The organism is Bacillota bacterium, assembly GCA_023511835.1.
Taxonomy (GTDB): domain Bacteria; phylum Bacillota; class Sulfobacillia; order JAIMAT01; family JAIMAT01; genus JAIMAT01.
In genome coordinates, this window is sequence record JAIMAT010000015.1 from 1 (window position 1) to 13,419 (window position 13,419).

Annotated in this window: 13 protein-coding genes; 5 read left to right on the plus strand and 8 right to left on the minus strand. The window is 74.9% G+C overall.

The window, feature by feature from the left end; all coding sequences use genetic code 11:
* Nucleotides 1-264, plus strand: a 264-nt coding sequence (locus K6U79_04235) for a GTP 3',8-cyclase MoaA (protein MCL6521565.1), incomplete at its 5' end; no start/stop codon positions are given.
* Entirely contained in the window at nt 257-784 is a 528-nt protein-coding gene (locus K6U79_04240) for a hypothetical protein (GenBank protein ID MCL6521566.1), read from the plus strand. The genes K6U79_04235 and K6U79_04240, both read left to right, overlap by 8 nt.
* Here the strand turns inward: K6U79_04240 and K6U79_04245 are convergent.
* From K6U79_04245 to K6U79_04260, 4 genes are all read right to left on the minus strand, one after another.
* Complete coding sequence (locus K6U79_04245) at nt 739-1,788, minus strand: DAK2 domain-containing protein (GenBank protein ID MCL6521567.1); 1,050 nt, start codon at nt 1,786-1,788, stop codon at nt 739-741. The genes K6U79_04240 and K6U79_04245 overlap by 46 nt on opposite strands.
* Nucleotides 1,785-2,819: a phosphate acyltransferase gene (locus tag K6U79_04250; GenBank protein ID MCL6521568.1), complete on the minus strand. Its 1,035-nt coding sequence runs from the start codon at nt 2,817-2,819 to the stop codon at nt 1,785-1,787. Before K6U79_04250 ends, K6U79_04245 begins: the two co-directional genes overlap by 4 nt.
* Before the next feature lie 133 nt (nt 2,820-2,952).
* A complete protein-coding gene (locus K6U79_04255) occupies nt 2,953-4,695 on the minus strand; it encodes a hypothetical protein (GenBank protein ID MCL6521569.1) in 1,743 nt (580 codons plus the stop codon).
* Nucleotides 4,696-4,704: 9 nt separating this feature from the next.
* Nucleotides 4,705-5,001: a hypothetical protein gene (locus tag K6U79_04260; protein ID MCL6521570.1), complete on the minus strand. Its 297-nt coding sequence runs from the start codon at nt 4,999-5,001 to the stop codon at nt 4,705-4,707.
* Nucleotides 5,002-5,540: 539 nt separating this feature from the next.
* On the opposite strand from K6U79_04260, the gene K6U79_04265 reads away from it, so the two are divergent.
* From K6U79_04265 to K6U79_04275, 3 genes are read left to right on the plus strand one after another with little or no spacing between them, the layout of a single operon-like run.
* Nucleotides 5,541-6,110 carry a tryptophan transporter gene (locus K6U79_04265; GenBank protein ID MCL6521571.1) on the plus strand — a complete coding sequence of 190 codons (570 nt, stop codon included), beginning with the start codon at nt 5,541-5,543 and terminating at the stop codon, nt 6,108-6,110.
* Between the two features lie 19 nt (nt 6,111-6,129).
* Nucleotides 6,130-7,077 carry a glycosyltransferase family 9 protein gene (locus K6U79_04270; protein MCL6521572.1) on the plus strand — a complete coding sequence of 316 codons (948 nt, stop codon included), beginning with the start codon at nt 6,130-6,132 and terminating at the stop codon, nt 7,075-7,077.
* 24 nt (nt 7,078-7,101) lie between these two features.
* Nucleotides 7,102-9,174, plus strand: coding sequence for a S9 family peptidase (locus K6U79_04275; GenBank protein MCL6521573.1), 2,073 nt, complete (start codon nt 7,102-7,104; stop codon nt 9,172-9,174).
* A gap of 57 nt (nt 9,175-9,231) precedes the next feature.
* Here the strand turns inward: K6U79_04275 and K6U79_04280 are convergent, their stop codons facing one another.
* From K6U79_04280 to pepF, 4 genes are all read right to left on the minus strand, one after another.
* A complete protein-coding gene (locus K6U79_04280; protein MCL6521574.1) occupies nt 9,232-9,885 on the minus strand; it encodes a CBS domain-containing protein in 654 nt (217 codons plus the stop codon).
* A gap of 49 nt (nt 9,886-9,934) precedes the next feature.
* Nucleotides 9,935-10,918: a 4-hydroxy-3-methylbut-2-enyl diphosphate reductase gene (locus tag K6U79_04285; protein MCL6521575.1), complete on the minus strand. Its 984-nt coding sequence runs from the start codon at nt 10,916-10,918 to the stop codon at nt 9,935-9,937.
* Nucleotides 10,919-11,054: 136 nt separating this feature from the next.
* Nucleotides 11,055-11,393: a hypothetical protein gene (locus K6U79_04290; protein ID MCL6521576.1), complete on the minus strand. Its 339-nt coding sequence runs from the start codon at nt 11,391-11,393 to the stop codon at nt 11,055-11,057.
* A gap of 44 nt (nt 11,394-11,437) precedes the next feature.
* A complete protein-coding gene (gene pepF / locus K6U79_04295; GenBank protein MCL6521577.1) occupies nt 11,438-13,369 on the minus strand; it encodes an oligoendopeptidase F in 1,932 nt (643 codons plus the stop codon).
* Nucleotides 13,370-13,419 lie beyond the last annotated feature (50 nt).

Consider the following 13,419-nt stretch of genomic DNA (forward strand, 5'->3'; position numbering starts at 1 on the left):
GTCGAGTTCGGCGTCATCGCCAGCGTCTCCCGGCCCTTCTGCCGCCAGTGCGACCGGATCCGCCTCACCGCGGACGGGAAGCTCCGCAACTGCCTCTTCGCCCTCGACGAGACCGACCTGCGCCAACCGCTGCGCTCGGGAGCGAGCGACGAAGAGTTGGCCGCGGTGATGCGGAGTGCGGTCTGGAGCAAGTGGGAGGGCCATCTCATCAACCGCCGGGAGTTTCGCCAGCCCGAGCGGGCGATGTACGCCATCGGTGGTTGAACGGCCGTCGCGGCGCGGCGCGCGCCTCCTGCCAGGGCTCGGGCTGGCCCTCCTCCTCGTCCTCGCGGCGGGCTGCGGGGCGCCCGCGCCGCGCGCCCCGCTGGCGGCGGAGGGCGGCGAGGCGCTGCTCCTCGACCGCAGCCTCCAGCTCTACGGGCAGCTTGTGGGCGAGGGAGCCCCCGCGCTGCAGGGGCTGCTGCGCCCGGACAGCGAGCTGGTAGAGGAGACGGAGCTGCTCAGCCTGGGCGAGCATCCCGCGGCCGCCGCCGTGGCCCGGCTCCGCGCCTGGCTGCAGCGCCACCCGCGCTCCGGAGCGGCGCGGCTTCTCGTCCCCTTCGACCCGTCCACGCCGGGCAGCCTGGCCGTGGTGGAGCTGCCGCTGCGGGGAGGCTTCCTGTATCTGGCCTGGGACTCGGCGGGCCGTCTGGCCAAGCTCTACGCGAGCAGCGCGGCCCTCGACTGGAGGGCCATGGGTCAGGAGGGGCCGGAGGCCTCCTCCCTGCGGGTCGGGCGCAGGTGAAGCTCGGCCTCGGCGCGCGCGGCCTCCTCGTCCAGGTCCTCGACCGTCTCCTGCTCGGTCCGCCCCATGGCGCGACAGGTCTCGAGCACCTCGGCGGTGCGCCGCGTGTGGATGTGGACCCGGTAGAGCCCCTCCTCGCCGATGACCAGGAGCGAGTCGCCCAGCGCCTCCAGCCGCCGGCGCACCTCCTCCCGCTCCAGGGTCGACTCCAGGAGCAGCTGAACCTCCTGTCCGTAGAGGGCGGCCGGGCTGGCGCCGGCGGTCGCCTGCGGCAGGACGGCGGCCGCCGCGGGTGTCTCCGCCCCCTCCCCGGCCGGCACCGGGTGCGCGGGGCGGAGGCCGGCCTCGACGCGCGCCGCCTGCCGCGCCGCCGCCTCCAGAAAGGTGGCCAGCCCCTTGGCGGCGGCGTCGACCACGCCCCGCTCCCTCAGCACGGGCAGGAGCTCGGGCGTCCGCCGGGTGGCCTCATGGGCGGCCTCGGCGGCCACGCGCAAAAGCTCCCCCATCCCGGACGCGGCCTCCCGGCGGAAGGGGGCGGTCGCCTCGGCAGCGGCGCGGATGGCGGTCAGGATCGTCCCTTCCACCGGGTCGACCACCGCCTTGTAGGCCGCCTCCGCTCCGGCCGCCAGCGCCTCGGCCATGTCGGCCGGCCTCAGGACGGCCTTGCCGGCCACCTGGCGGGCCATGCCGCGGAAGATCTCGGCCAGGATGACGCCCGAGTTTCCGCGCGCTCCCAGAAGCGCCGCCCTGGCTGCCTGGCGCATCAGCTCGCCCGCTTCCGCGCCCGTCGCGGCCGCCTGTCTGGCCGCCCGGGCCACCGAGGCCAGGGTGCGCTGCATATTGGTGCCCGAGTCGCCGTCGGGGACCGGGAAGACATTGATCCGGTTGATCTCGTCTACGTGGCGGGCGAAGTCGGAGGCGGCCCGGTCCAGCACCTCGCCCAGGGTCGGCCCGTCCCAGGGTCGGCCGGCCTCCCGATCCCCCGTCAGAGAGAGCGTGCTCACCTCGACCCCACCTCCGCGCTGTTCAACGCCTCGCGCAGGCGCGGCAGCACGCCGCTGCGCACCGCCCGTGCCGCCGCCGCCACCAGGCGCCGGACGTCCTCCGCCTGCGAGCGCCCGTGCCCCGGGAGAAAGATGCCGTTGACGCCCAGGATGAGGGGGACGCTGTCGACGCGCGTGGCGTCGCCCAGGACCTCCAGCATCTCCAGCAGGCTCCGCAGCGCGGGCCCGGGCGCCACGCCCTCCGCCGCCAGGGCGGCGCGCAGCCGCCCGCCCAGATAGGCGGCCAAGCCTTCCAGGAACTTCAGCAGGACGTTGCCCGTGAAGCCGTCGACGACGACGACGTGGGCGGAGCCCAGCACCAAGTCCTGCCCCTCCACATACCCGCGGAAGCGGAGCTCGCTCCGCTCGAGCAGCTCGTAGGCCGCCCGCGTCTGCCGGTTGCCCTTGCCGCGCTCCTGGCCGTTGGCCAGAAGCGCCACCTCCGGCTCCTCGACGCCCAGGAAGCACTGCGCGTAGACGGCGCCCATGCGCGCGAAGTCCACGAGGTGCCGGGGGTTGACGTCCACGTTGGGCCCCAGGTCGAGGACGAAGGTCTGCGGGGCGAAGGGGAAGGCGACGCCCGCCACCGGCCGCTCGATGCCGGGCAGCAGGCCCAGCACCAGCGCGGCGGCGGCCAGCGTGGCGCCCGTGTGGCCGACGGAGAGGCCGGCGTCGGCCTCTCCGTCGCGCACCAGGCGCGCCGTGACGGCGACGGAGAGCTGCGGGTCGGCGCGGAGGAGGCGGACCGGTGCCTCCCCCTCCTCCACCCGGCGGGGCGACTCCACCAGGCGGAGTCGCCCCGAGGCGAGGCGGGAGAGCGCCCCCCGCGCGGCCAGTTCGGCCTCCAGGCGGGCGACCGGCCCCACGAGGAGCACGTCCAGGAGGGGATCGTCCTCCAGGGCCGCCAGCGCCCCCTCGACCATGGCCTCCGGCGCGTGGTCGCCCGCCAGGGCGTCCACGGCCACGCGCACGCGCCTCTCGGGCTGCGCCATGCGACGCCCTCCTTCCGGCACCATCTGGCCCCGGATTCGGGAGCGGCAGGCCGGCCCCTCTATACCAGGCGGTAGAAGGCGTGCCGCCCGGCCCCGCCGGCGGCGCGCGCCGCGCACGCTGCAGGCCCTTCGGCTAGCGCCGGTAGGTGCGGAGCCAGAGGAGGAGGGCGACCGCCTCGGCCGCCCCCGCCAGGAGACGGAAGAGCGGGCGGGCGGGAAGGCCGCCGGCGGCGGGACCGAAGAGGAGGACCAGCGCCAGCAGGCCCGCCCACCATCCCCAGAGGAGGCGGTCCACCAGCCGCGCCATCGCAGGCTCGGCGCCCGTCGGGGCGGGCGCGGAGGGCGGACGGCCGGTGCGGGAGGCGGGGGAGGGCGCCCCCGCGCCCTCTCCGGAGCGGAGCTCGCGCAGGATGCCCTCCAGCGTCGTGGGCAGCTGCAGCCAGGGGCGCAGCAGGGCGAGAAGCAGAAGCGGCCCGGGGGCCCGCCGCTTCCCGCCGGCGCGGGCGGGGAGCGCCCCGGCCGCCTCCGCGGCCGGCGCGGGCGCGAGGGGGGCGAGCGCGCCGCCCAGACTGCGGGCCAGGAGCCCGTCGCCCAAGAGCAGCTCGCGCCCCGCGCGGAGAACCGAGGCCATGAAGTCCTCGCCCGGCGCCAGCCGGGTGAAGGTGCCGGCCACGATGCCCAGCGCGCGGCCCAGGAAGAGGAAGCGCGCCGGCAGCTGGAAGGGGTGCGAGTAGAGGAAGTCGCCCATCTCCCGCGTGAAGCGGGCGAAGGCCTCGGGGTCGCGCGCCGTGTCCGTGGCCAAAAGCCGCTCCATGGCGAACTCCATGGTCTTGCGCAGCGCCCCCCGGTCGGTGCCGGGGCGGACGAAATCGAGCGCCACCACGGCCTCGGCGACGCCCTGGCTGTCGCGCGCCAAAAGCGAGAGGAGAAGCTTGGCTACCGCCTCCCGGTCGCCGGCGCCCACCTCGCCGGTCATGCCGAAGTCGAGGTAGAGCAGGACTCCGTCCCGCGCGACGAACAGGTTCCCCGGATGCGGGTCGGCGTGGAAGAAGCCGTGTTCCAGGATCTGGCGCATGGTGGCACGGACCAGCCGGTGCGCCACGCGGCGGGGGTCGATGCCGGCGGCGCGCATCGCCTCGGCGTCGTCGGAGGGGATGCCCTCCTCGTAGCTCATGGCCAGCGTCACCGCGGAGGAGAGCTCCGGGTAGACGCGGGGGACGCGCACCCCGCGCCGGCCGGCGAAGTTGGCGGCGAAGCGGGCCGCCCGCTCCCCCTCGCCGCGCAGGTCCAGCTCGGCCAGCGTCGTCTCGCGGAACTCCTGGTAGATGCGGAGCAGGTCGTAGCGGCGCCCCCAGGAAGTCCAGCGGGACGCCCACCGGGCAGCCACGCCCAGCGACCAGAGGTCGGTCTCAACCAGCCGCTCGATGCGCGGGCGGAGGATCTTGAGCGCCAGGAGGCGGCCGTCGTCCAGCCAGGCCCGGTGCACCTGCGCCAGGGAGGCGGCGGCCAGCGCCTCCTCCTCCACGCGCGCGAAGGGCCATGCCTCAGGACGGCCGTACGCCTCCTCCAGGCGGGCCCGCACGGCCGGCCAGGGGGCCGGCGGAACCAGGTCCTGCAGGCTGGCCAGCTCGGAGGTGAACGACTCCGGCAGGACGTCCACGCGGGTGCTGAGGAACTGCCCGACCTTGATCAGCAGGCCCTGGAGCCGGAGGGCCGTGCGCCGCAGGCGGCGCGCCTGGGCCGGCAGGAGGCGGGAGGCCAGGCGGCGCGCCGGCTCCTCGCGTCCCAGGCGTTCCAGCAGGGCCACCGCCAGCCATTCCAAGGCGATGCCCGCCGCCAGCGCCAGGACCGTCCACGCCCTGCGGAGCGAACGCACCGCCGCCGTTCAGACGTCGTCCCCGGGCTCGATGGAGGGACGGTAGCCGCCCGCCCCCTCGCCGTCCTCCCCGGGCCACGGCTGGCGCCAGACGTCGAAGGCGTAGGCCATGCGGCGGCGGAACTCCCGGGCGCGCCGCCGCAGCTCCGCCTTCTCGCCGCCGCGCCGCCCGGACCGGCTCACCTCGCGCAGGCCGGCCCCCAGAGCCGCACCTGCCGCCGCCCCCAGCGCCGTGGTCGTCACCAGTCCGGCCGCCAGGCCCAGTCCCACGGCCCGGCGGATCCAGCGTCGTCCCGCACCCAACACCTCGACCCCTCCTGTCCTAGAGCTTATCATGCGCCCCGGCCGGCGCCGCGCCGCCCGGCGGTCGCGCGCCCTCGTCCGGCGCGGCGCGGCGCTTGACAGGGGCGGGGGCGTCGCCGATAGTGGTGCCAAAGTCGCACCGCTGGCACGGGCGATGAGCGGGAGGAGTAACCGGGGCGTCTCCGCCCCAGAGAGCCGGGGCAGCTGGGAACCGGCGCGGAGATCCGGCGAATGGACCCGCGAGCCTTCCGGCCGAGCGGCCCGGGAACGGGCCGGTGAGGCCGGACGGGGACCCCGCCGCTAATGGGGAGGCGGCCCACACCGCCGCGACGTCCGGCCCCGGGGCCGGACCGCGCGGCAGGAGGGTCGCCGTCGAGCGCGCCGCCGCCGGCGGCGAAGCAGGGTGGCACCACGGAGAGAGCCCGTCCCTCGAGGGACGGGCTTTCTTGCATCCCGGAGGCCCGCGGGGAGAGGCTCCCCCGTCCCGCGCCGGCGGTGCGACGGAAGCGGTCCGGCGGGACCGCGACGAGGGGGTCCTGGACATGCAGAAGGCGGTGGCAGGCGAGGGCGGGCAGGGCGAGCGGCTGCGCGTCGCCGATCTGGCGACGGCCGCCCTGCTGCTCGCCGTGGGCTACGTGCTCAACACGGTGATGCCGCCCTTCTACGCGGGCATGAAGCCCGACCTGGTGCTGGCCATGCTCTTCGTCATCCTTCTCCTCTTCCGGAACCTGACGGTGGACGTGGCCGCGGGTCTGGCGGCGGGCGTGATCACGGCGCTGACCACCAGCATGCCCGGCGGCCAGATCCCCAACCTGGTGGACAAGATCGTCACCACGCTGGTGGTGGTGGGCGTCATCCGTCTGGTGGGCCGGCTGCAGCCGAACCTGCTCTCCGTGGTGGTGGCGGTGGTGGGCACGCTGGTCAGCGGGACGGTCTTCCTGCGGGTGGCCATGGCCATGGGCGCGGTGCCGTCGGCCGCCTTCCGCACGCTGTTCCTGACGGTGGTCCTTCCCACCACGCTGGCCAACGCGGTGGTGGTGGCGCTCCTCTACGCCGCGGCACGCCTGGCCCGGCGCGCCATGGGCGGCGCGACGACGCCGGCCCGCGGCTGAGGGGGTGCCGGCAGGCGGCGTGGGCGGGGAGGAGGCGCGGCGCGAGGCGGGCGGCGGAGCCTGGGTACGCCTCTACGGCGGCGGCATCGGCGACCTGGTCCTCACCCTGCCCTTCCTCAGGCGGCTGGGCGAGGAGGGCCCGCTGGTGGTGGCCTGCCCGGCGCCGGTGCAGGCGGAGCTGCTGGCCCGCGCGCCGTGGGTGACACGGGCGGCGGCCGTGGAGGAGTTTCTCGTGGCCCGGCGCCGGGGGGCGGAGGGCGCGCGCTTCTACGACCTGGCGGAACACCCCATGCAGCGCGACTGGTGGTGGGGCTCGGAGGCCTTCACGCGGGCCTTCGGCCCCATCCACATGCTCCGGGTGCTGGAGCGCATGTTCGGCTTCCCGCCGGCCGCGGAGAGGCCCCGCCTGGAGAGCCGGCCGCCGGAGGCGCTGCTGGCGGCGGCCGGGCTGGAGCCGGGCGACCTGGAGCGCCTGGTGCTGCTGGCGCCCGGGGGGCGGCGCCGCAACAAGCTCTGGCCGCTGGAGCGCTGGCGCCGCCTGGCGGGCGCCCTGCGGGAGCGGGGCTGGCGCCCCGCCGTGGTCGGTCGCGCCGGCGAGCCGTACTCCCACCAGGTGGCCGAGCTGGCCGCCGGGGGGCTGCCCCACCTGGGGGACGGGGAGATCGGCGCCACGCTCGACCTGCTCTCGGCGGCACGGGCGGTGGTCGCCGTCGACAACGGGCTCGCCCACCTGGCGGCGCTCCAGGGAACCCCCACGGTGATCCTCTTCGGGCCCGCGCAGGCGTGGCTCTGGGCACCGCCCTACCCCAACGCGGTGCCGGTGCAGGGAGCCTGCGGGCTCAACTGCATGGCGCAGCCCTTCGAGTGGGAGTGCCCCTGGAAGGTCTGCATGGAGGTGATCCGGCCTGAGACGGTGCTGGCCACCCTGCTGGGCCTGCTGGAGATGGGCCGGACGGGGGCGTGGTAGGCTGGCGGCGAGAGGGGTGACGTGATGACGCTGCGTGCTCTGGAGGCGGAGGACCTCTTCCGGCTCCGCTTCCTGGGGGAGCCGGAGCTGTCGCCCGACGGCTCGCGGCTCCTCTGCGTGGAGACGACCATCGACCCCAAGCGGAACGGCTACCGCTCGCGCCTGGTCGCCTTCGACCCCGAGCGGGGCGGCCCGCCGCGCCCCTGGACGAACCCCCCGGAGGGCCGCTCGGATCGCCATCCGCGCTACTCGCCCGGCGGGGGGCAGGTGGGCTTCCTCTCCGACCGCTCCGGTTCGAACCAGCTCTGGCTGATGCCGGCGGACGGCGGCGAGGCGCGGCAGGTGACGCAGGTGAAGGGGATCGCCGACTTCGCCTGGGTGGACGAGCGGCGGTTGCTCCTGACCGTCCGCGAGGGCGAGGAGGGGCCCGAACCGCCCGAGCCGGAGGAGGAGGGACCGCCACCCGACGAGGCGGCGGCCCAGAGGAAGCGGTACACGCGCGACGTCCGCGTCGTCGACCGCATCTTCTACCGCATCGACAGCGTGGGCTACATCCACCGGGAGCGCTCCCACCTCTTTCTGCTCGACCTCTCCGAGCTGCCCGCCGGCGGCGAGCCGGCCGGCCCGGAGCGGCTGCGCAGGCTGACGGGGCCCGGCGGGTGGGACGACGAGGAGGCGCGACCCTCGCCGGACGGCCGCCGGGTGGCCTTCGTCTCGCGGCGCGACGAGGCGCACCCCGACCTGACGGACCTCTACGTGCTGTCGCTGGAGGGCGGGGAGCCGCGGCGCCTGACGGCGGGCGGCGGGGGCGTGGGCGAGCCGGCCTGGTCGCCCGACGGCGAGCGGATCGCCTTTCTCTTTGCGCGCAAGAACCCCGACGGCTCCTCGGGCAACGCCGAGGCCTGGTGGGTGCCGGCCGACGGCTCGGGCGCGGCGCAGCCGCTGAGCGCCGGCTACGACCGCTCGCTGGTCGACGCCTCGCTGGGCGACACCCGCGGCCACGACGGCGGCGCGCCGCTGGTCTGGTCGCCGGATGGGAGCCGGCTCTACGCGCTCGCCTCCGACCGCGGGGCGACGCGCCTCGTGGCCGTCGAGGTGGGCGGCGGACGCGTCGAGACGCTGACCGGGGAGGAGCCGAGCCTCTTCGGGATCGCCTGGCCCCGCGACCGCTCCTTCTTCGTGGCGTTGGGCACCGAGGCGCTGGCGCCCTGCGACCTCTGGCGCGGGCGGCCGGGGGAGGGCGGGCTCCGGCGGCTGAGCCGGATCAACGGGGAGCTCCTGGACGGGATCGACCTGGGCGTGCCGGAGCGCTTCACCTTCCGCGCGCGGCCCGGGAGTCCGGAGATCGACGGCTGGCTGCTGCGGCCGGCCGGCAACGGGCCGGAAGCCGGGGTGCCGGCGCCGGTGGTGCTGGAGGTGCACGGCGGGCCGGCCATGATGTACACGGGCGCCTTCTTTTTCGAGTTCCAGCTGCTCCGCGCCCGCGGCTTCGCGGTCCTCTGGTCCAACCCGCGCGGCTCCGAGGGGTACGGGGAGGCCTTCCGCAACGCCATCCACGGCCGCTGGGGGACCGACGACTTCGAGGACGTCATGGCGCTGCTGGACGCCGGCCTCGCCCGGGGCGGCCTCGACCCGGAGCGCGCCGGCATCGCCGGGGGCAGCTACGGCGGCTTCATGACCAACTGGGCGGTCGGCCACAGCGACCGCTTCCGCGCCGCCGTCACCATGCGCAGCGTCGTCAACTGGGAGAGCGACTTCGGCACGGGCGACTTCGGCTTCCTGGACGACGAGATGTTCGGCGGGGCGCTGCCCTGGCGCGACCCGGAGCCGTACCGGCGCATGTCGCCGCTCACCTACGTGGAGGCGATCCGCACGCCGCTCCTCATCCTTCACTCGGAGAACGACTGGCGCTGCCCCATCGAGCAGGCGGAACAGCTCTACGCGGCGCTGAAGAAGCTGGGGCGGACGGTGCTCTTCGTCCGCTACCCGGGCGAGAGCCACGAGCTCTCGCGCTCCGGCAAGCCCTGGCACCGCCTCGACCGGCTGGAGCGGATCGCCGGCTGGTTCGAGCAGTACCTGCGCCCCGCGGGCCGCTGAGCCCGGGGAGCACGCCGGTCCCGGACGATCGCCCGGAGTCCGCCTCCGGGCGATCGCTCACTCCTGGGGCGAGCGGGTGAGGCCGATGCGGCGGCCGTTGCGGAAGTTGAAGACGTCGACGACGCCGAAGCCCGCCTCCGCGAAGGCCTTGGCCAGCGCGCCCGGGCTCTCCACGTCGACGCGGAGCATGATCAGGTAGGCACCGGCGCTCTCCGCGCGGTGGGTGACCACGTGGGTGATGTTGCCGCCGTGCTCGCCCACGATGCGGGCGATCCGCTCCAGCTGGCCCGGCCGCTCCACCGCCGCCAGGGTGAAGCGCGTGTTCTCCTCGCCGGCGCCGAAGAGGCGGGCGAACTCCGCGATCAGGGCGTCGCGGGTGACGATGGCGACCAGTTCGCCGGTCTCGTCGACGACGGGGAGGAAGTTGAGCGGCTCGCCCAGCATGCGGACGGCCACCTCTTCGATGACGTCGTCGGGGTGGACCGGTTCCGGCGCCGCATCCATCAGGTCGGCGACGGTGACCCGCGGCACGCGCCCGGAGAGCGCCCAGTCGTAGACGGCCCGCGCCGTGATGACGCCGACCAGCTCCCGGGCCCGCGTCACCGGCAGGGAGGTCACGCCCGTGTCCTGCAGGACGACCAGCGCCTCGTCCGCCGTGGTCTCGGGCCGGACGGAGAGGATGTCCGTCCGCCAGAAGTTGCGGACGAACAAGGGCATCACCCCTTGAGCCAGCTTGATTCTCCGTCCGCCGCCCGCTCTCCTATGCCGGTCGCGAGCCTTCCCCGGAACCGGCGGGTGACCGGCCGCCGGGGAGGATGGCCAGCGGCCCCTCCTCCAGGCGGCTGTGGCGCTCCCAGGTGGACGGCTCCTCCGGGTCGAAGCGCTCGAGGTAGGCGATCACTTCATTGACGATCTGGCTGGGCGTGGAGGAGCCCGCCGTCACGCCCACCTTCCGCGCACCGCGCAGCCAGGCGGGGTCGATCTCGCCCACGAAGCCCACCCGGTAGGCCGGCCGGCCCGCGATCCGCCGGACCACGTCCACCAGCCGGTTGGAGTTGTTGGACTGCTCGTCGCCAACGACGATGACCAGGTCGCACTCGCGCCCCTGCGCCACCGCCGCCTGCTGCCGCAGCTGCGTGGCCAGGCAGATCTCGTTGAAGACCTCCGCCCCGGGGAAGCGTTCCTGGACGCGGGCGATCAGGTCGGCCGTATCCCACTGGCTGAGGGTGGTCTGCGTGACGACCGCCACCCGCGAGCTGCCGGGGGGCAGCTCCAGCTGCTCCACGTCGCGCGCCTCCTCCACCAGGTGGACGTGGCCCGCCCCCTCGCCCATGGCTCCTTCGGGCTCGGGGTGCCCCTTCTTGCCGATGTAGATGACCTCGTAGCCCTGGGCCACCTTCTGGCGGATCACCTCGTGCGTGCGGGTGACGTCCGGGCAGGTGGCGTCGACCACGTGGAGCCCCTTCTCGCGCGCGCGGCGCTTCACCTCGGGCGAGACGCCGTGCGCGGTGAAGATGACGGTGCCGCGGTCGATGCCCTCGAGCAGGCGCAGGCGGTCGTTCCCCTCCAGGGTGACGACGCCCAGGGTGCGGAGCCAGTCGACCACGTGCCGGTTGTGGACGATCATGCCGAGGATGTGGATCGGGCGCGGCACGGCCGGATCGGCAGCCACCCGCTGTGCCAGCGTGAGCGCGTCGGCCACGCCGTAGCAGTAGCCGCGCGGTGTGATCTTGACGACCTCCATGGCCCCACCCCGCTCCTCTCCGAAGTATAGACGAGGCCGGGAGGGCCTCTGAGGGGAAGGTGGGCAACGGGGGACGGAGCCCGCGGGCCCCGCCCCCCGCCGTCGGGGTCGGTCCCCTGCCGGCCGGCACCGCCGCTCAGCGCGCCTGCGTGGCCGCGTAGGCCTCGGCTGCGCCGCGGGCGTCGCCGCTGACGCCGAGTACCACCTGGATGCCGACGGCGCCCAGCGAGCGGAGCATGCCCTCGCCCATCTCGCCGGCCAGTACCACCTGGACGTCCTGCTCGCGCAGCGTCTCGAAGACGCGACGGTGGTGCTCGCCCCTCGGCACGAGGTCGTGAGAGCGGCCCCAGTCCACGTCCAGGAGATCCCAGCCGGTCACCCGGCCGTCTTCCAGGGTGGCCACCGCCAGGCGGGGCGCCCGCCCGAAGTGGGGAAAGATCCGGCCCTCGTTGTCGACAGGAAGCGCTGCCCGCACCGTTACCCTACCCCCTTACCGTACTTGCCCGGGAACCTCCGCCATCATAGCCCCGTGGCCTCGAAGCGGTCGAGCAGCTGGGCGAAGAAGGCCAGCGTCTGCTCGATGGGCTCCGGGCTCCGCAGATCGACGCCCGCCTCGGCCAGGAGGTCGAGCGGGTCGCGCGCGCTGCCCGAGGCCAGGAAACGGAGGTAGCGCTCGCGCGCGTCGTCCTCCCCCCGCCGGATGCGCTCCGCCAGCGCCGTCGCCGCCGAGACGGCGGTGGCGTACTGGTAAACGTAGAAGTTCATGTAGAAGTGCGGGATCCGCGCCCACTCCAGGTCGATTTCCGGGTCGACCGTCATCTCCGGGCCGTAGTAGTCGACGTTGAGGCGGTGGTAGAGCTCGGAGAGGTTGTCGGCGTGGAGCGCGCCGCCTGCCTCCACCAGCTCGTGGATCCGCTGCTCGAATTCGGCGAAGAGCGTCTGCCGGAAGAGCGTGGTGCGGAGCGTCTGCAGGTAGCGGTCCAGCAGGCGGCGCTCCTCCTGCGGGTCGCGGCTCCGTTCCAGCAGCTCCTGGATGAGCAGCGACTCGTTGAGCGTCGAGGCCACCTCGGCCACGAAGAGGGCGTAGCGCGCGGTGGGATACGGCTGCGCCGCGTTGGAGTAGAAGCTGTGCATGGCGTGGCCCATTTCGTGGGCGAGGGTGAAGACGCCGTCCAGGTCGCCCTGGTAGTTGAGGAGTACGTAAGGGTGGGTGCCGTAGACGGAGGTGGTGTAGGCGCCCGACACCTTGCCACGGTTCTCGTAGACGTCCACCCAGCCGCCGCGCAGCGCCTCGTCCAGGTCGGCCGCGTAGCGCTCGCCCAGCGGGCGGAGCCCCTCCTCCACCAGTCGGACGGCTTCCTCGTAGGGGACGGGCGGGGCCGGCTCGGCCGCGACGGGGACGTAGACGTCGTAGAGGTGGATGCTCTCCAGGCCCAGCGCTCGCCTGCGCAGCGTCACCCAACGGTGGAGGAGGTCGAGGTGGCGGCGGACCGTGGCGACCAGGTTGTCGTAGACCTCCACCGGGATCTGGTGCGGCGTCAGCGCCGCCTCCCGCGCCGAGGCGTAGCGGCGCGCCCGGGCGAAGAAGACGTTCTTCCGCACCTCGGCGTGGAGCGAGGCCGCCAGCGTGTGGCGGTGGTGCGCCAGCGTCTCGCCCATGGCGGCGAAGGCGCGCCGGCGCACCTCCCGGTCGCGGCTCTCCAGGAAGTGGACGTACCGCCCGTGGCTCATCTCCACCTCGCGTCCCTGCTCGTCGAGGATGCGCGGAAAGCGGAGGTCGGCGTGCTGGACCGCCTGGAAGATCCGCTCCGGCGCCTGGGCCAGCTCGCCGGCGGCCGCCAGCAGCGCCTCCGTCTCCTCCGAGCGGACGTGGGGCCGGAGCCGCGCCAGGCGTTCCAGACGCGGACGGTAGGGCCCGAGGCCGGGCTCCTCGCGCTGCCAGCGCTCCAGTCGCCCGGGCTCCAGGGCGAGGATCTCCGGCTCGAGGAAGGCGCCCGCCTCGGCCGCGCGGTGGGCCAGCGCCAGGGCGCGGTCGAGCCGCTCCCGGTTGCGGGCGACGCGCTGGTCTTCGTCCAGGCGCAGGCTGGCGTAGACGACCAGCCTCTCCAGCTGCAGCGAGAGCTCGTCCGCCAGGCGCAGCACCGCCAGCAGGTCGGCGGGACTGCGGCCGAGGCGGCCGCGCTGGGCGGCCAGCTCGGGAAGCCGGCCCTCCGCCTGGCGGAAGACCTCCTCCCAGGCCTCCGCGTCGGGGAAGAGATCCTCCAGCCGCCACCGCCAGCGCGGCTCCAACTGCTCCCGCTCCGGTACCTCCGCCCCGGCCGCTCCCGCCGGGGTCACGCTCTCCTCCACTCTCTTCACCTCCGCCGGCCGGCTCGTTGCCGGGCTCGCGGCCGCCGCACGGCGGCCTGCAGGGGGTGCGGGCCTCGCGCCGCCCCGCGCCCCGGCTCCCATGCTACGACCGCGCGTGCCCGCCCGGCGAGCGCCGGGCGGGGAGCCGCCCG

What these genes read in the sequence shown, in the direction of transcription:
- pepF (MCL6521577.1), bottom strand. Translation starts at nt 13,369, where the DNA reads ATGGGAGCCGGGGCGCGGGGCGGCGCGAGGCCCGCACCCCCTGCAGGC.
- K6U79_04250 (MCL6521568.1), bottom strand. Translation starts at nt 2,819, where the DNA reads ATGGCGCAGCCCGAGAGGCGCGTGCGCGTGGCCGTGGACGCCCTGGCG.
- K6U79_04265 (MCL6521571.1), top strand. Translation starts at nt 5,541, where the DNA reads ATGCAGAAGGCGGTGGCAGGCGAGGGCGGGCAGGGCGAGCGGCTGCGC.
- K6U79_04285 (MCL6521575.1), bottom strand. Translation starts at nt 10,918, where the DNA reads ATGGAGGTCGTCAAGATCACACCGCGCGGCTACTGCTACGGCGTGGCC.
- K6U79_04275 (MCL6521573.1), top strand. Translation starts at nt 7,102, where the DNA reads ATGACGCTGCGTGCTCTGGAGGCGGAGGACCTCTTCCGGCTCCGCTTC.